This is a genomic window from Ruegeria sp. SATB027 (genome assembly GCF_059613825.1).
In genome coordinates this window covers 292,152-309,517 of the sequence record NZ_JBXWTH010000028.1, presented here as the reverse complement: position 1 = coordinate 309,517, position 17,366 = coordinate 292,152, and the positions used below count along the sequence as shown (strand labels likewise).

Annotated in this window: 15 protein-coding genes and 2 tRNA genes; 7 read left to right on the top strand and 10 right to left on the bottom strand. The window is 57.4% G+C overall.

The genetic code is table 11. The annotated features are described in order from the left end of the window. Positions 1–246 precede the first annotated feature (246 nt). Entirely contained in the window at positions 247–1,029 is a 783-nt protein-coding gene (locus tag AC2FPW_RS06755; protein ID WP_480476380.1) for a DeoR/GlpR family DNA-binding transcription regulator, read from the top strand. Positions 1,030–1,094: 65 nt separating this feature from the next. On the opposite strand, the gene AC2FPW_RS06750 is transcribed toward AC2FPW_RS06755, so the two are convergent. The 6 genes from AC2FPW_RS06750 to AC2FPW_RS06725 form a co-directional block, all read right to left on the bottom strand. Continuing rightward, positions 1,095–1,169, bottom strand: a tRNA-Glu gene (locus AC2FPW_RS06750). Positions 1,170–1,195: 26 nt separating this feature from the next. Beyond that, positions 1,196–1,270: transfer RNA gene (locus AC2FPW_RS06745), tRNA-Glu, on the bottom strand. 98 nt (positions 1,271–1,368) lie between these two features. Then, positions 1,369–3,111 carry a single-stranded-DNA-specific exonuclease RecJ gene (gene recJ / locus AC2FPW_RS06740; RefSeq protein ID WP_496812928.1) on the bottom strand — a complete coding sequence of 581 codons (1,743 nt, stop codon included), beginning with the start codon at positions 3,109–3,111 and terminating at the stop codon, positions 1,369–1,371. Positions 3,112–3,204: 93 nt separating this feature from the next. Next, the gene (glpX, locus tag AC2FPW_RS06735; RefSeq protein WP_267366140.1) at positions 3,205–4,188 is read right to left on the bottom strand and encodes a class II fructose-bisphosphatase; all 984 of its coding nucleotides are present in this window, start codon (positions 4,186–4,188) and stop codon (positions 3,205–3,207) included. Positions 4,189–4,257: 69 nt separating this feature from the next. Further along, on the bottom strand, positions 4,258–5,544 hold the full coding sequence (locus AC2FPW_RS06730) for a homoserine dehydrogenase (RefSeq protein WP_496812927.1): 1,287 nt from the start codon (positions 5,542–5,544) through the stop codon (positions 4,258–4,260). 126 nt (positions 5,545–5,670) lie between these two features. Then, positions 5,671–5,919: a hypothetical protein gene (locus AC2FPW_RS06725; RefSeq protein WP_480481597.1), complete on the bottom strand. Its 249-nt coding sequence runs from the start codon at positions 5,917–5,919 to the stop codon at positions 5,671–5,673. Between the two features lie 102 nt (positions 5,920–6,021). On the opposite strand from AC2FPW_RS06725, the gene AC2FPW_RS06720 reads away from it, so the two are divergent. Beyond that, a complete protein-coding gene (locus AC2FPW_RS06720; protein ID WP_496812926.1) occupies positions 6,022–6,609 on the top strand; it encodes a TetR/AcrR family transcriptional regulator in 588 nt (195 codons plus the stop codon). A gap of 21 nt (positions 6,610–6,630) precedes the next feature. Here AC2FPW_RS06720 and AC2FPW_RS06715 read toward each other — a convergent pair whose 3' ends face one another. After that, positions 6,631–7,542, bottom strand: a complete 912-nt coding sequence (locus AC2FPW_RS06715) for a pirin family protein (protein WP_267366136.1) — start codon at positions 7,540–7,542, stop codon at positions 6,631–6,633. 157 nt (positions 7,543–7,699) lie between these two features. Between AC2FPW_RS06715 and AC2FPW_RS06710 the strand changes: the two genes are divergently transcribed. Then, complete coding sequence (locus AC2FPW_RS06710; protein WP_480481593.1) at positions 7,700–8,179, top strand: hypothetical protein; 480 nt, start codon at positions 7,700–7,702, stop codon at positions 8,177–8,179. On the opposite strand, the gene AC2FPW_RS06705 is transcribed toward AC2FPW_RS06710, so the two are convergent. From AC2FPW_RS06705 to AC2FPW_RS06695, 3 genes are read right to left on the bottom strand one after another with little or no spacing between them, the layout of a single operon-like run. After that, positions 8,141–8,737, bottom strand: coding sequence for a TadE/TadG family type IV pilus assembly protein (locus AC2FPW_RS06705; protein ID WP_480481591.1), 597 nt, complete (start codon positions 8,735–8,737; stop codon positions 8,141–8,143). The genes AC2FPW_RS06710 and AC2FPW_RS06705 overlap by 39 nt on opposite strands. A 4-nt stretch (positions 8,738–8,741) precedes the next feature. Further along, complete coding sequence (locus AC2FPW_RS06700; RefSeq protein WP_480583474.1) at positions 8,742–9,272, bottom strand: TadE/TadG family type IV pilus assembly protein; 531 nt, start codon at positions 9,270–9,272, stop codon at positions 8,742–8,744. After that, the gene (locus tag AC2FPW_RS06695) at positions 9,269–10,906 is read right to left on the bottom strand and encodes a pilus assembly protein TadG-related protein (protein WP_480481587.1); all 1,638 of its coding nucleotides are present in this window, start codon (positions 10,904–10,906) and stop codon (positions 9,269–9,271) included. The genes AC2FPW_RS06700 and AC2FPW_RS06695 overlap by 4 nt, the downstream gene beginning before the upstream one ends. 335 nt (positions 10,907–11,241) lie before the next feature. On the opposite strand from AC2FPW_RS06695, the gene AC2FPW_RS06690 reads away from it, so the two are divergent. From AC2FPW_RS06690 to rpoD, 4 genes are all read left to right on the top strand, one after another. Further along, entirely contained in the window at positions 11,242–12,672 is a 1,431-nt protein-coding gene (locus AC2FPW_RS06690) for a Glu/Leu/Phe/Val family dehydrogenase (protein ID WP_496812925.1), read from the top strand. A 119-nt stretch (positions 12,673–12,791) separates the two neighbouring features. Continuing rightward, entirely contained in the window at positions 12,792–13,088 is a 297-nt protein-coding gene (locus tag AC2FPW_RS06685) for a hypothetical protein (RefSeq protein WP_267366003.1), read from the top strand. 80 nt (positions 13,089–13,168) lie between these two features. After that, positions 13,169–15,118: a DNA primase gene (gene dnaG, locus AC2FPW_RS06680; RefSeq protein WP_496812924.1), complete on the top strand. Its 1,950-nt coding sequence runs from the start codon at positions 13,169–13,171 to the stop codon at positions 15,116–15,118. A 114-nt stretch (positions 15,119–15,232) separates the two neighbouring features. After that, the gene (gene rpoD, locus AC2FPW_RS06675) at positions 15,233–17,215 is read left to right on the top strand and encodes an RNA polymerase sigma factor RpoD (RefSeq protein ID WP_209504318.1); all 1,983 of its coding nucleotides are present in this window, start codon (positions 15,233–15,235) and stop codon (positions 17,213–17,215) included. Positions 17,216–17,366: the final 151 nt, after the last annotated feature.

The following is a 17,366-nucleotide window of genomic DNA, read 5'->3' as shown; positions in this document are numbered from 1 at the left end:
CGTTGCAAGCAAGAGATGACAGAGGGTGCGTTGAATTGCATTCGCGTTGCGAGAGGCATGGACACTGATCCGGCACTCGTGAGAAGTCAGGCAAACCAGCTTCCCGGATCACTACTGCTGAAACTCAGTGCTCACATGGCACCAATCCGTTCCGACAAAAGGCCAGTTGTGGCAATGCGGATGTAGCACTGCCTTGCCGTTCACGGTATTCCGTGTCCATATGAAGAAAAATTCCGGAGCCGGTTCGTGAAGAAGAATACCCTTAACACCCATCGTGAGCTGGAATTGCTTGATGCCCTCAGACGTTTGGGTGGAACGGCCCGGAATTCGGATCTGGCGAATATGCTCGGCGTATCCGAAGAGACGGTGCGCCGAACGATCAAAGCCTTGTCAAAGGCGGGTACGGTCGAACGCGTTCATGGCGGAGCTTACCTTGCCGGAGTGCAGGGCGCCCCCAACTTCTTTCACCGGATATCACAAGACGCTGATGAAAAGCGTTTGATCGCCGGGCATACCGCGAAACTGGTTCGCGATCAGATGACCGTTTTCCTGGATGTGGGATCGACAACCGCTTTCGTCGCGGAAGAGCTGCGACAGGTCAGCAACCTCACGGTTGTCAGCAACTCCATCGGTGTCGTGCAGACCTTGGCCGGGGTCAACGGAAACCGTGTGCACCTTTTGGGGGGTGAGTTGCAGATCGATGAAAGGGGGACGTTTGGTCACGTCACCCACAAGCAGCTGCAACGCTATGCCTTTGACATCGTGATCCTGAGCACGGACGCGATTTCAGACAGCAAAGGGTTTCTGTATCACAGCGCGGTCGAAGCGGATCTTGCATCGGTGGTGGTCAGGTGTGCGGACCAGGTTGTCATGGCTGCAGCGCATTCCAAGTTTGGTGAAAGGGCACCTTATGTGGGGCCGGACCCTCGGCTGGTGCATTCGCTGGTCACGGATGCCGTGCCAAAGGGTGGGGTGGCCAGATTCCTTGACCGTTGGGGCATCGAAATTCAGATCGCTGATGACAGTTAGATTGCAGTTTCCAGACGCGGCCCGGATGGTCGTACTGCTTTGGGATGGAAGAAGCTAAGGAAGAGTGGCAGCCCGTAGGGGAATCGAACCCCTCTTTCCAGGTTGAAAACCTGGCGTCCTAACCGATAGACGAACGGGCCACTTGGTATCAGGTCACAAGCGCAAATGGCAGCCCGTAGGGGAATCGAACCCCTCTTTCCAGGTTGAAAACCTGGCGTCCTAACCGATAGACGAACGGGCCACGCTGGCTTGTGGAGGGCCTTTTACGGTTTCGCCGTGACCCCCGCAAGCGTAAAAACGCAGGGACGGGAAAGTTTTTTAGCACACCAAAGCCGCGTGTTAACGGGCTTCTGCCGCGTCCTCCAGCCTGAGCTGCACAGATTGGCGCCCGCCCCAGGTGTTGACCTCTAGCCGACCCGCAAAATGAAAGCGCGCACCGCCGTGATTTGACAGTTTTTCGCCCATCGGCCCGTCAAAAGCACCAAAGGCAATCGCATCCAGCCCGCCGCCCATTCCATCGGTCAGCGACAGTTTCAGATGCGATTCACCGACCCGCTTGGCAAAGCGAACCTGCAGGTCAGGCAACGCATAGCGCGGGGCCGGGGCACCGGCGCCAAACGGTCCGGCCTGTTCGATCTGCTCGATCAGTTCCACGGTTGCCGCGCCGGGCATCAACGCGCCATCCAATTTCAGATCCGCAGGTCCACCCTGGCCCGCCCCTTGTCTGGCCAGCAACTCGCTCAGGCGTTCCATTGCGGGTTCCAACTGATTGCGCATGACGGTCAAACCTGCGGCCATCTTGTGGCCACCTCCTTTGACCAGCAACCCTTCGGCCGCCAGACGCTGGATCGAAGCCCCAAGATCGACGCCGGAAACCGAGCGGCCCGAACCCTTGCCCTCATCCCCGTCAAAGCCAATCACAATCGCCGGTCGATCGGCTGTCTCCTTCAGCCGAGAGGCCACGATACCAACGACACCGGGGTGCCAGCCTTCGCCTGCCGCCCAGACCAAAGGGGCGTCCAAGCCACGCGCCTCGGCTTGCTCCAGCGCGGCGGCACGTACCGTGTTTTCAATGTCACGGCGCTCGGTGTTCAAGGCATCCAGACGTTCGGACAACGCCTGCGCCTCGTGCAGAGAATCGGTGCTCAGCAAGCGCGCACCCAGATCGGCCTGACCGATCCGTCCACCGGCATTCACGCGGGGCCCAAGCAGAAATCCCAGATGATAACTGTTCGGCGCGGTATCCATGCGCGAGATATCGGACAGCGCGACAAGGCCGGGGCGCTGCCGCTGTGCCATCACTTTCAGCCCCTGTCGCACCAGGGCGCGGTTGGCCTCGATCAGTGGTGCCACATCGGCAACGGTCGCCAGGGCCACCAGATCCAGAAGGGCCATCAGGTCCGGTCCCCTTGCGCCCGCGTCACGCAGCTGCCGACCGGCCTCGACCAGCATCAGAAACACAACGCCCGCCGCGCAAAGATAACCAAGATCGCCGCTTTCATCCTGTCGGTTTGGGTTCACCACTGCGACGCAATCGGGCAGCGTCTCGCCCCCCAGATGGTGGTCCAGAACGATCACATCCGCCCCCGTCGCCGCCGCAATCGGATCATGGCTGAGCGTGCCGCAATCAACACAGATGATCAGATCATGCGTAGCCGCAAGCTCCTGCATCGCTGGAACGTTGGGGCCATACCCTTCGTCGATCCGGTCCGGCACATAAAGCGTCGCCTGCACGCCCATCTGCCGCAGCCAGACCAGCAGCAACGCGGCAGAGCTGCCGCCATCGACATCGTAATCCGCAAACACAGCAATTTTCTGACGATTGCGGACGGCTTCCAGAAAGCGCGTGGCGGCAACTTCCATATCCTTGATGGCCCGCGGATCAGGCAGCAATTCCCTCAGCTTAGGGTCAAGAAAGCCGGGCGCCTCCGATACGGGCACGCCGCGCCGGGCCAGAACCTGGCAAACGGCACGGGGCAGGTCGGTTTGTTGCGCCATCATCTCGGCCGCCCGCTCAATCTCCGGGCTGGGTCCAACCCAAAGCCGTCCCGTCAGTGATTGCTCGACTCCAAGAAAACTCATTGCTCACCTCTCATGCGCCAAGGCCGGACCCTTGCGGACCCGGCCTCTTCACCTTTTCAGAAATACTCTCGCCGAAGGCAACGGCGCAAGCCGTTATGTGTTGTCATGCGGCCATGTCGGCGTGCGGTAGGACATGCGGCGCACCGACCCGGTCTTGGACCGCATCAGCAGCGTCGTGGTTTCCACCCAGCCGGGCTCGCGCTTGATCCGGGGCAGCAAAGAGCCACCGGTCACGCCGGTGGCGGCAAAGATCACATCCGCCGTCACCATCTCATCGCGTGCATAAACACGGTCCAGATCGGTGATGCCTGCCTTTGCGGCCCGGCCACGTTCGTCATCGTTACGGAACAACAGGCGACCAAAGATCTGCCCACCCATACATTTCAGCGCAGCGGCGGCCAGCACACCCTCGGGCGCGCCACCCTGGCCCATATACATGTCGATGCCGGTTACTTCGCTTTCAGCGCAATGCATGACACCCGCCACGTCACCATCAGTGATCAGACGGATCGCGGCGCCGGTTTCGCGCACTTCGGCAATCATCGCTTCGTGGCGCGGGCGTTCCAGAATGCAGACGGTGATGTCAGCGGCTTTACATCCCTTGGCCTTGGCCAGCGCTTCGACACGCTCGCGTGGCGACATGTCCAGGTTGACGACACCTTCAGGCAGCCCCGGGCCAACCGCCAGTTTGTCCATATACACATCCGGCGCGTGCAGCATCGAGCCGCGCGGGCCCATGGCGATGACGGTCAGTGCGTTCGGCATGTCCTTGGCAGTCAGCGTGGTGCCTTCCAGCGGATCCAGTGCAATATCCACACCGGGGCCATTGCCGGTGCCAACCTCTTCGCCGATATACAGCATCGGCGCCTCATCGCGCTCGCCTTCACCGATGACAACGACACCTGCGATATCCAGCAGGTTCAGCTGTTCGCGCATTGCGTTCACAGCGGCCTGATCCGCGGCTTTCTCATCGCCCCGGCCTACCAGCGAAGCCGAGGCCAGTGCAGCCTGTTCCGCCACCCTGGCCAGCCCCAGAGACAGCAGGCGGTCATTGAAATCGGTCTTGGCAGCACTCATGTTTCTGTATCCTCTGGTCAGTATAGCCGTGTCTTCCGGCATAGCTTGCGTTTCATGCAGGCCGCAAGGTCAAACCGCTTCAATCCGCAATGCAACTGGGTCGCCTGCAACCACATCGGTTTCGCGGAAACCCTCCAACGCGACGTCCAGCGCCGTTCGGGTGGTCTTATGGGTGACGATCAGCACAGGCGCTGTGCTTTCGGCATGTGCGTATTGGCGCATCCGGTCGATTGACACCCCGGCATTGCCCAGAATGGCCGCAACCTTGGCCAATGCACCAGGTTTATCCAGCAGGCCCAGCCGCAGATAATACGGCGCAGGTCGACCGGTGACGGCGGGAACTGCGGCTTCAAGCGTGGTGGCTGGGCGGCCAAAGGTCGGGATTTGCAATCCGCGCGCCAGATCGCAGACATCGCCCATCACAGCGCTGGCTGTCGGACCTTCGCCTGCGCCGGGGCCGCGCAGAACAACCTGCTCAACCGCGTCGCCTTCGATCACGACCATATTGGTGCCGCCTTCCAGCTGGCCCAGTGGCGAGTCGCTGGGTACCAGGCAAGGCTGCATGCGTTGCTCCAGCCCGCGCGCGGTGCGCTGCGCCACGCCAAGCAATTTAATGCGAAAGCCCATGTCTTCGGCCTGATCAATGTCGTCCAGGCTGATCTGCTGAATACCCTCAATCTCGATCCCGTCGAAATTCGGCTTGGTCCCAAACGCAATCGAGGATAGCAGAGCCAGCTTGTGCGCAGCGTCGATACCTCCGACATCCAGATTGGGGTCGGCCTCAAGGTATCCCAATTCGGCGCATTCATCGAAAAGGGCATTGTAGCCCTGACGCTGCGATTGCATCCGGGTCAGGATGTAGTTGCACGTCCCGTTCATGACACCCATTACGCGGGTGATCTCGTTCCCCGCCAGACCTTCGGTCAGGGACTTGATCACCGGGATACCACCAGCGACAGCGGCCTCAAACCGGATCACACGACCGGCGGCCTCGGCCTTTTCAGCCAGTTCCTGCCCATGGATGGCCAGCAATGCCTTGTTGGCGGTGACCACATCCTTGCCACTGGCCAATGCTGCTTCGACCGAGGCTTTGGCAGGACCGTTCTCGCCACCCATCAATTCGACGTAAACGTCTATGTCGTCGCGTTTTGCCAGTGCAACCGGATCGGTTTCCCAGGCATAATCCGACAGGTTTACGCCACGGTCCTTGTTCGGGTCTCGCGCGGATACAGCCACGATTTCAATCGAACGGCCTGTGCGGGCCTGCAACAACTCTGCATGGCGGCGGACGATCTTGACGACACCCACGCCGACCGTTCCCAAGCCCGCAATTCCCAGCCGCAGTGCCTGTGTCATGTCGTGGGTCCTTTTCCGCTCGAATTCTTCTGGTGTCGGATGCTTGTCCAATCAGCGCTGCCTTAGCGGGTTCAGGCCAAGGGTGCAATCCGTCACCGGGGGATAGTGGGGGTGATTTATGACGCGTCAGTTGGTTTGCGCGTTTTGTAGCGCCTGCGCCTTTTGGGCCAAGGCATTGCTGCGTTGGGTCAGATCGTCTTCGACTGCTGCTGCCTGATGGATCGGGTCCACCGGTGGCCCTAAGGTTTCCTGCAACGGAATAAGGCGCGGGTAGGGGGCGGATCTGACTGCAGCCGGTTCGCTGCCTTCCAACTCGGGAATGTCCGCACAGGCGGCGCAAAATAGAATAAGGGGCAAAACAGGCAGCAGTTTCATGTCGCAGGCTTTTCGGTCTTTGTTGCCCCATCGTGATGCACGTTTTGACGACATCGTTCAAGCGGGGTTCTATATGAACATCTGTTCATATACTGTAGACCCATGGCACGCACTCAAGGCTCACATTCCGACATAACCGGCCCGCGAATCCGCAAGGCCGCGCTGCACCTGTTTGCCCGCTATGGGTATGCCGCTGTCTCGATGCGGCAGATCGCAAAAGAGGTCGGCGTACAGGCAGGCGCGCTTTATAACTATATGCCCGACAAACAGAGCCTTTTGCACCGGTTGATGCGCGAACACATGCAGGACCTGCTTGAGGCGCTTGATGCAATGGGCCGTTGCGACGATGCCGAAGACGCTTTGCGCCAGTTTATCGGCTTTCACATCCGCTTCCATTTGCAACGCCCCGACGAAGTTTTCATCGCCTATATGGAGTTGCGCAATCTTTCGCCCGAAAACTTTGCTGAAATCGAAGACTTGCGGCGCCAATACGAAAACGTGCTGGAAAGCATCCTTGACTCAGGGCAGCAGGCCGGACAATTCGCAATTTCGGACACGAAGATTGCAACGCTGGCCGTGATTGCCATGCTGAACGGCGTGATGACCTGGTACCGTTCGGGTGGTCGCCTGTCACTGGACGAGGTCGAAGAGATCTATTGGAACATGGTGCACAAGGCCGTGACGGCCTGACAGGGTCAAACCGTCACGCTGTTAGTGCGCGGGGCGAATGAACGTGCCATTGCGCAGCTCGCGAAAGGCCTGTTCCAGTTCGGCCCGCGTGTTCATCACGATGGGGCCATGCCACGCGACGGGTTCATTGATCGGAGCCCCAGAGATCAGCAGGAACCGCACACCTTGGGGGCCAGCCTGAACGGTGATTTCATCGCCCGTGCCAAAACGGACAAGCGTGCGATCCCCTGACATGTCGCGGATATTGACCTCTTGCCCGGCGATTTCCTTTTCCAACAGCACACCTGTCGGCTGCGAGGCATCGGCAAAGGCGGCCTGACCCTGAAACACATAGGCGAAAGCACGGCGGTACGTATCGATCCGGAGGGTTTTCTTCACACCTGCCGGGACAGAGATATCCAGATACTGCGGGTCAGCAGCTATCCCGTCTACGGGTCCGGTCTTACCCCAGAACTCACCTACGATCACCCGCACTGTGGTGCCATCGTCATCGGTGATTTCGGGGATGTCCTTGCTTTGAACGTCCTGATAGCGCGGGGCGGTCATCTTCTGATCCGAGGGCAGGTTGCCCCACAACTGGAAGCCGTGCATCTGGCCCGAGATGTTGCCGCTTGGCATTTCCTGATGCAGGATACCGGATCCTGCGGTCATCCATTGCACATCACCGGCGCCAAGCGTGCCGGTGTTACCCAGCGAATCCGAATGCTCGACTGTGCCGGTCAGAACGTAAGTGATCGTTTCAATTCCCCGGTGCGGGTGCCACGGAAACCCGGCCTGGTAATCCTGCGGGCGTTCATTTCTGAAATCATCGAACAGCAGAAAAGGATCCAGTTCGGACGGATCCTGAAACCCGAATGCACGGTGAAGTTTGACACCAGCCCCTTCCATTGTGGGGATGGCTTTGCGTGTTTCCAACGTCGGTCTAAGGGACATGTTCACCTCCGTTTCATCCGGGCAGCATGTAATCTCTGCGCCACGGCAGTCAATTTGCATGAAATAACCGGACCTGTGCGAAATTGTTTTGCGGCCAAGCCTCTGTTGTTTCCGGCGCAAAATGGCTAGATCGAAGCGGATCAGACAGGAGACTTCCATGCAGGACGACGTGTTGGCAACGATTCAGGCCTCATCCCCCAGACGATGGACCGGGGTAGGGATGCTGACAACGGTTGGAATGCTGGTTACCTATGTCGCGCTGGCATCGCCACCCGAACCGGTTTGGCAGGTGTTTCTGTTTGTCGTTGGCGGTGCATCGCTTTGGCTGGCGCTTCGTGTCTGGCGCGCCACAGAAGACTGGATCGAACTGACGCGGACCGAGTTGCGAACGGGGTCGGGTCAGATCATCGCAGAAGTGGCCGATATTGAAACGGTAGATCGGGGTGTGTTCGCGTTCAAACCGTCAAACGGCTTTCTGGTCCGTACGCGAAACAAAGCAGCGAACCGCTGGGCTCCGGGATTGTGGTGGCGGGTTGGTCACCGGGTTGGCGTGGGCGGCATGACATCTGCCGCCGAAGCCAAGTTCATGTCCGAAATTCTATCCGCTATTTGTGCAGACGAACGGGGTCTGGGTTAAGTTACAAGCAACTTCGTTTGTAAAGCGGGGACGGGTAAAGATGAAGTTCTCAAAGGTGATACCTGTCGCAAAATCCCAGCCCGGTCTGAACGTGGGGATGTATTCATTGGACGTTTCAACCAGAATAACGGTGTCCTGATTGGGCATTGGCGGCAGGCGGTCTTCGATTTCATCGATCCTGTTGTCATCCCATTCCTGATCAAAGCCGCGTACGGTCGACCAGCGCACATAATGGCGTTTATCGTCCTCATCGTAAACGATAAGAGAAACCCGCATTTTCACGTCTGACCGGTTATTGATCATCTTGCCCGCTAAATCGTGCAGCGAGTCGATATACACATCGGTCACGGCCTGCGTTTCACGCGAAATCAGGTCGCTGATCGTATAAGCTGCCTTCAGATTGGATGCGCTTTGACGAAACCCCTCGAATGCTGTGAACGTGAACGTGATCGTCCATAACATCAGCGGAAAAATCATGAGGGCTTCTACGGTCAGAATGCCACTTTCGTCTTTCTTGAAGACTTTGAAGCGCTTCTTCAGGTTTCGGAATACAGACATGATCTTACAGTGGCTCCTGTACGAATGCCGTCGTTGCGGTCACCGCGTAGTGACCGGTAGCGTCCGGGACAAGCTTGGCAATGGCTGAGGTCTCAAGAACCGGATCTATGCGCAAACAGGCCCGCAAGATCATCAACTCGTTGGATTGGCCGCTTTTGAAATCCAGAACCGGTTTGGGATCTTCGGAACTGTCCGTGCAGGGGATGCTGTCTGAAAGCACGATACCAGCGAACGCGTCCTGCTTGACCATTTGCAGTCGCAAATTCCCTGTACAATCCTTGATTCCGGAAACTTCGCAAATCCGATCCCTGATCACGTCGTGATTCCAGTCCGTACCCGTACCCAGCCGAATATCCCTTACGATCAGGTCCACCCCACGCTCCAAAGCAGCATGCCGCATTGTGATGATGGACAGTTCGGCTCCTGCCACGAGAAGCGCCAGGAAGAAGGGTACGAGCATGATGAACTCGATTGTCGCATTGCCTGCTTCGGATTGTCGAAACAGGCGGAGCATCGACAGCTTTCTGCTGATCATTGGGTTAGCCTCAGCTTGCGGATCGACGATGCGATGGATTCAAAGGCTTTCTCAAGGTTCAGGCCACTTACGTCATAGACGTGGCTGTCAGAGCTGGCACAGTCTTTGAGGGTCCTGTACCCGCTTCTGGGCGCCTCGAACGCGATACCGTAAACGATGATGCCCTGATCCTTGGCCGCATCACAAATGTGCTTGGTGCGCTGGTTCTTGGCCGACGTTTCAACTTTCGCGTATGCCTTGGAATACCATTCCGCCCAACCGCTGGACTGCCAGTAATAGTTGTACCGTGCGTTCCATGCCAAAGATACTCGGTTAAACAGTTCAGGATATGACAACCGAACAGCTGTTCCAGGTTCTTCGTTCAGCTGCGTCTCAGGTTCCGGGTTTCCGTAGGGATGATCCGCCCAAACGTCTTGCTGAGGCCAGAAAAAATTCGGACGACCCTGAGAATGGTACACGGTGTATTCATCAGCTTCCGGGTTGTACCAGACGTCTGACATACCTTCACGCAGTGATGGGTTAAGCATGTATTGATCGGTGTTCTGACCATCGGTCATAACAATGGCGATCTTGAGAACGTCGGTGCCATAATCCGAGGGACGGACCGAGAATTTTGATGGCACAATTGTTGTACCTGCATAGGATGGATCCTGTTCCAGCGACAGGTCGCGAACAATTCCGCGCATGCTCGGGTCCAGCAGGGCAGTACCCCACTTCATCCCAATATCGATCGATGTGTTCCCACCGGGGGTGAGGGACGCAATCTGAGCAAGCAGTTTGTTCATATTGTCGGTGACAGGGGTGATTGCGCTTCCTGCGCGGACCGGACAAACGGGCAGGTCGATTGACCCTTCAGAATAGGTGAAAGGATCGAAATGGGCGGTGCGCTCCAACGTGTCATCGCGTTCCAGATCAGAATCGCTGTACTGTTCCGGAATGAAGTTTACGCAGTGCGAATAGCTGTGCTCCTGAGTGACATTTGTGAACTTGTCCAGGATTGGCGCACCCGCGTTGACCTGCGTTGCATAAGGAACAATCGAGATTGAAATCTGTGTTTCGTCAGGTTTGTCCAACATGAGCCTTACAAATTCCGACGCAGCTTCTCTCAACACTGCGATTTTTGTCTTCGATGGTGTGGCCGACGAGCGCGACATAGAGCCGGAAATGTCGAGAACCAACGAGATTTCTACAGCGCCAATGGATTCTTCAGCCGCACTGCTGGCAACAAGGCCCAGTTCAGTGACTTTGCCGAACCTCAGATAGCGGGTCGGAACAACCGCTTCGGCTGTAGCACTTACTTTTTTGGAGCCGAACCCTTCAACAACCGTCGTAATGGCGTTCAGATTGCCCAGCCCGGCCTTGTCCATGTAAGAATCGACAACCGCCTTGGCAGGAAGATCCTGGTCAAGGTCAGCGGCAGCAAGCACAGCGCGGTCCAGGGTGGATTGCAGGCTGGCGCGGTCACGCTCATACTTCATGACATCCATGGCCATGCCGGTAATTGCCAGCATCAGGACCACCATGAACAATACGAAAATAGTGAAGACGCCATCTTCGTTCCGAGCGAACTGCTCTAACTTGAACGTTTTGCGCTTCGGTTTCGAGCCGTCGTTACAAAGCAAGGAATTTAGCATTCTGGTTACTCCGCCTCACACGTCGAATTCGTGCGTCAAAGAAAAAGAGATTTGGGACAAAGTTAATTTTCAAACGTGGCGTGAATTGGGCGAAAAAGGCTTGGTTTTGGCCTTTTTACGCGCCGAAGGGGTATAATTTGGACCGTTTCAGGTGATCTGTCGATGAAATGAAAACAATTCGTTAAGAAGTTGGCCGATCTGAGCGACTCACCCTAGGGCAACTAAGCGTGCGTTCATAAAATGATTAAAAAAAGTGCATTGTTTGATTGCAGCAGGCCGCCAGTGGTGCGACAAAACGTCGTGACGCATCGTCATGTACCGCTACGGAGGATTTTATGACCGGCATCAAAGAACCCAGCTTTCGTGAAAGTGTTGACCTTATGTTCAACAGGGCAGCCGCCCTTATGGAGCTGCCGCCGGGGTTGGAGCAAAAGATCCGTGTCTGCAACGCAACCTACACAGTTCGATTTGGCGTGCGGCTGCGTGGTGAAATCCATACCTTCACTGGTTACAGGTCTGTCCACTCGGAGCATATGGAACCGGTCAAGGGCGGTATTCGATATGCCACTGCGGTTAACCAGGACGAAGTCGAAGCTCTGGCTGCGCTGATGACGTATAAGTGCGCACTTGTCGAAACACCGTTTGGTGGCTCCAAGGGTGGGCTTTGCATTGATCCACGAGAATATGAAGAGCATGAGCTGGAACAGATCACGCGGCGCTTTGCGTATGAGCTTGCAAAGCGAGACCTGATAAACCCATCGCAAAACGTGCCTGCGCCCGATATGGGCACTGGGGAGCGTGAAATGGCTTGGATGGCTGACCAATACGCGCGGATGAACACAACGGACATCAATGCGCGCGCCTGTGTGACAGGAAAGCCGCTGAATGCCGGTGGTATCGCGGGGCGGGTCGAAGCGACTGGGCGCGGTGTTCAATACGCGTTGCGCGAGTTTTTCCGCCACCCTGAAGACATCCAGAAAGCAGGCTTGTCAGGTAAACTGGATGGTAAGCGCATTATCGTGCAGGGGCTTGGTAATGTAGGTTATCACGCTGCAAAGTTCCTCAGCGAGGAAGATGGCGCGCTCATCACCGGAATCATCGAATGGGATGGTGCGCTTTATAACCCTGACGGCATTGACGTCGAAGCCGTGCGTCAGTGGATTGTCAAACACGGTGGCGTAAAGGACTATCCCGATGCGACCCATTCCGCTGAAGGCGCGGCAGTGCTGGAAGCTGAATGCGACATTCTGATCCCGGCGGCTTTGGAAGGTGTCATCAACCTGTCGAACGCCGATCGGATCAAGGCACCGCTGATTATCGAAGCTGCCAATGGTCCGGTAACCGCTGGCGCGGATGAAGTCCTGCGTAAGAAGGGCACAGTGATCATCCCCGACATGTATGCCAACGCAGGCGGTGTGACAGTATCCTATTTCGAATGGGTCAAGAACCTTAGCCATATCCGCTTTGGCCGGATGCAGCGCCGCCAGGAAGAATCGCGCCACGAACTGATCGTCAGCGAGTTGGAACGGCTGGACCGGTACCTGGGGGATGCCTGGTCGATGTCGCCGGACTTCAAGGCCAAGTACCTCAAAGGCGCGGATGAGCTTGAGTTGGTGCGCTCGGGTCTCGATGACACAATGCGTATTGCTTATCAGTCGATGCGTGAGGTTTGGCACAGCCGTGATGATGTCGAGGACCTGCGTACGGCGGCTTATATCGTGGCGATTGACCGCGTTGCGAAAAGCTACCGCGCCAAGGGGCTGTGAATTAGGTGGGCGGGGTGATCATTTCATCCCGCCAGTACGCGCTGCGGCTTGAATGTCCATGACAGCCCGTTAGGTTGACGGGCAATCTACTTCAAAGAAACGAATCTCCGGAGAATTCCATGTTGCGTATCGCTTTTGTCGCGGCTCTGTTGGCCACCCCTTTGGCCGCTCAGGAAACCAAGGAACAAAGCTGCAAGTACCAAGCTGATGTGGTGGCTGCGGTTCAAAAGGCGCGACTGGACCGTGTAAAAGAACGTGACGTTGTACAAGCGGTGGCGGATAGCGGCCCGACATGGCCCGAAAACTACAATGCTGCAATCCCGCTGATCACACCTTGGGTTTATGAGCAAAAGATGCGGGACGTGCGCAAGAAAGACCTGGGCGCGGCGTGGCTTGAACTGTGCCTGCAACAATAATCCACAACTCGGACATTTCCTTGTGGACAACCGCGCGCCTTCCTCTTGGCGCGCGTTTTCATTTCTGGCAGGTTTAGCAGATGTCATTGCCCCCCGGATTTCTGGACGAATTGCGCACGCGGCTCAGCCTGTCTCAGGTTGTCGGGCGCAAAGTCATGTGGGACCAGCGCAAGTCCAATCAGGGCAAAGGGGACATGTGGGCGCCTTGCCCGTTCCATCATGAGAAGACGGCCTCGTTCCACGTGGATGACCAAAAGGGGTTTTATTACTGCTTTGGCTGTCACGCCAAAGGCGACGCGATCAGTTTTGTGAAAGAGACCGAGAATGTCTCGTTCATCGAAGCAGTCGAGATTCTGGCCCGCGAAGCCGGGATGCCGATGCCTGCGCGCGATCCGAAGGCGCAGGAAAAACAGGACCACCGCACACAGCTGGCTGAAGTGATGGAGCAGGCAGCGCAGTTCTTCCGCCTTCAGCTCAAGACCGGAGCGGGAGCCGCCGCACGAGACTACCTCGCGCGCCGCGGGTTGAACGCGCAAGCGCTGGACCGGTGGGAGATTGGATATGCCCCGGACGATTGGCAGGCGCTGTGGGACCATCTGCGCGGCAAGAACGTGGCCGAGGACCTGATCCTTGGGGCCGGGCTGGCCAAGCCCTCGAACAAGGGCAAAAAGCCTTATGACACCTTCCGCAACCGCATCATGTACCCGATCCGCGATCCGCGTGGGCGTTGTATCGCGTTTGGCGGGCGGGCGATGGACCCCAATGACAACGCGAAATACCTGAACTCGCCCGAGACCGAGCTGTTCGACAAAGGGCGCAGCCTTTACAATCAAGGCCCGGCTCGACAGGCGGCAGGTAAGGGGCAGCCGCTGATCGTGGCCGAAGGTTATATGGATGTGATCGCGCTGGCCGAAGCAGGCTTTGGCGCGTCGGTTGCCCCATTGGGTACCGCCATAACCGAACATCAGCTGCAACTGCTCTGGCGGATATCGGACGAGCCGATCATTGCGCTGGACGGCGACACAGCAGGTCTGCGCGCTGCGATGCGGGTGGTTGATCTGGCTTTGCCGATGCTCGAAGCTGGAAAGTCGCTGCGGTTTGCCCTGATGCCCGAGGGCAAAGACCCCGACGACCTGCTACGCGCCGAAGGGGCAGGCGCTGTGAAGGCCGTGCTGGATGGTGCCATTCCGATGGTCAAGCTGCTGTGGCAGCGCGAGACCGACGGCAAGGTGTTCGACAGCCCCGAACGTAAGGCGGCCTTGGACAAGTCCCTGCGCGAGAAAATCAAGCTGATCCGCGATCCGTCGATCCGGGCGCATTATGGGCAAGAGATCAAGGACCTGCGCTGGCAGTTGTTCCGTCCGCAACGGCAGCCGCAATCCCGGCAATGGCAACCACGCGGCAAATGGGTGCCGCCAAAACAACCCGCCACGCCCGGCGCGCGGTCCTCGTTTCTGGCCTCGTCCGAGAATGCCGAGATTCAACTGCGCGAAGCGGCCATTCTGGCTATTGCCGCGCTTAACCCCCAAGTCGTCGTGCAGTTCGAACACCAACTGGAAGAGATGGAATGCCGCGATGTTGATCACGCCGCAATGCGAACCGCAATCCTGCGCCATGCAATTGATGATCCGGACAATCTGAAGGACCACATTGCCGAAACTTTAGGGCCTGAGGCCCTTGAAAACCTGCTGGCCCTTCGCCATGTCGCCGTAATCCCCTGTGTGTTCAAACCGGGCGACGTTGAAAAGGCCGAGATGACTCTGGCCGAAGAACTCGCGAAAATCAAAGCGCTCCGGGGGTTGGATGCTGAGATTGCCGAAGCCGCAGAGGAGTTGTCCGATCTGGCCGATGAGGCGCTGACATATCGGCTGGCGCAAGCGGCAGAAGAACGCAACCGGACAAACCGAAGCCAGAATGAAGACAGGGCCATATTCGACATCGCCGACAACGGGGCGCGAATCAACCGCGACGAGAAAGACGCGTTCGAGGCAATCATGTCCGGCATCAAATTCGAGCGGAAACGCCGGTAAAATGGTGTTTTCGTAAGGCACTGGAAAAGAAAAACGGGTAAACGGGTGGCCGAATCACTTCTACGCGCTAATGATTCGGTTCAAACGAATCACCCATCCCTGCAGGAGCATTGAATGGCCGCCAAAGACACGACCGAAGATCGCAAATCCGACGAGCAGGACCAGGAAATCTCGCTGGACATGAGCCAGGCCAACGTCAAGAAGATGATCGCCGAGGCCCGCGAGAAAGGTTACATCACCTACGATCAGCTCAATCAGGTTCTTCCGCCCGATCAGGTCAGCTCGGAACAGATCGAAGACGTTATGTCTATGCTGTCCGAGATGGGCATCAACATCATCGAAGATGAAGAGGCCGAAGAGGAAGAGAACAAGGGCTCGACCGAACTGACGACCACCGAAAGCAACCGCGAGGTTGCGTTGGCCGGGGCTGCCACCGAAAAGCTGGACCGCACCGACGATCCCGTTCGCATGTATCTGCGCGAGATGGGTTCGGTTGAACTGCTGAGCCGTGAGGGCGAGATTGCCATCGCCAAGCGGATCGAGGCAGGGCGCAATACCATGATTGCCGGCCTGTGCGAAAGCCCGCTGACCTTTCAGGCAATCACCATCTGGCACGACGAATTGCTGTCCGAGGATATTCTGCTGCGGGATGTCATCGATCTGGAAACCACATTCGGCAACCAGCTGGACGAAGATGGCGACGCGCCAGTTGTTGACGCGTCTGCCGTGCAGGCTGCGAAACCCGCGAAAGAGGCCGGGCCGGAACTGGATGCCGATGGCAACCCGATCACCAGCGACGACGACGATGACGAAGACGATCAGGCCAACATGTCGCTGGCCGCGATGGAAGCGGCATTGAAGGATCAGGTTCTGACCACGCTGGAGCGGATCTCAACCGATTTCGCGATGCTGTCCGAAATGCAGGACAGCCGCATTTCGGCCACCTTGAACGAGGATGGCACGTTCAGCGAAAAAGACGAAGAGACCTATCAGAAGTTGCGGGCCGAGATTGTGCAACTGGTGAATGGTCTTCACCTGCACAACAACCGGATCGAAGCGCTGATCGACCAACTTTACGGTATCAACCGTCGCGTCATGTCGCTGGACAGTTCGATGGTGAAGCTGGCCGATCAGGCACGGATAAACCGTCGCGAGTTCATCGACGAATACCGCGGGCGTGAACTGGACCCCAACTGGCTGGCCGAAATGGCGGAAAAGCCGGGCCGGGGCTGGCAGATGTTCATCGAACGCTCGACCGCGAAGGTCGAAGAGCTGCGCAACGACATGGCTCAGGTCGGCCAATATGTAGGTCTGGACATCAGCGAATTCCGCCGCATCGTTCAGCAGGTCCAGAAGGGCGAAAAAGAGGCGCGGCAGGCCAAGAAGGAAATGGTCGAAGCCAACCTGCGTCTGGTGATCTCGATCGCCAAGAAATACACGAACCGCGGCCTGCAATTCCTTGATCTTATTCAGGAAGGTAACATCGGCCTAATGAAGGCGGTAGACAAGTTCGAATACCGTCGCGGCTATAAGTTCTCGACCTATGCAACGTGGTGGATTCGTCAGGCTATTACGCGTTCAATCGCGGATCAGGCACGCACGATCCGTATTCCGGTTCATATGATCGAAACGATCAACAAGCTGGTCCGGACCGGCCGCCAGATGCTGCACGAGATCGGCCGGGAGCCGACGCCAGAAGAACTGGCCGAAAAGCTGCAAATGCCGCTTGAGAAGGTTCGCAAGGTGATGAAGATCGCCAAAGAGCCGATTTCGCTGGAAACTCCGATTGGTGACGAAGAAGACAGCCAGCTGGGTGATTTCATCGAGGATAAGAATGCCGTACTGCCTTTGGACAGCGCCATTCAGGAGAACCTCAAGGAAACCACGACACGGGTCTTGGCCTCACTCACCCCACGTGAAGAACGTGTGCTGCGGATGCGTTTCGGCATCGGTATGAACACCGACCACACGCTGGAAGAGGTGGGTCAGCAGTTCAGCGTGACCCGCGAACGTATCCGCCAGATCGAAGCGAAGGCGCTGCGGAAGCTGAAGCACCCCAGCCGATCCCGAAAACTTCGGTCCTTCCTGGATCAATAAGTATCAAGGCGCCTCAAACGAGGCGCCTTTTTTCATTCCAGGCGTTCTTCACGATGGCCTGTTCTCCCATCACATTGGCGGGAACGCACAAGGCCCGGACCTTCTGTCTTTCTATATCCGTTCTGTCCACTCATGGGACGGGCCGGGGCGA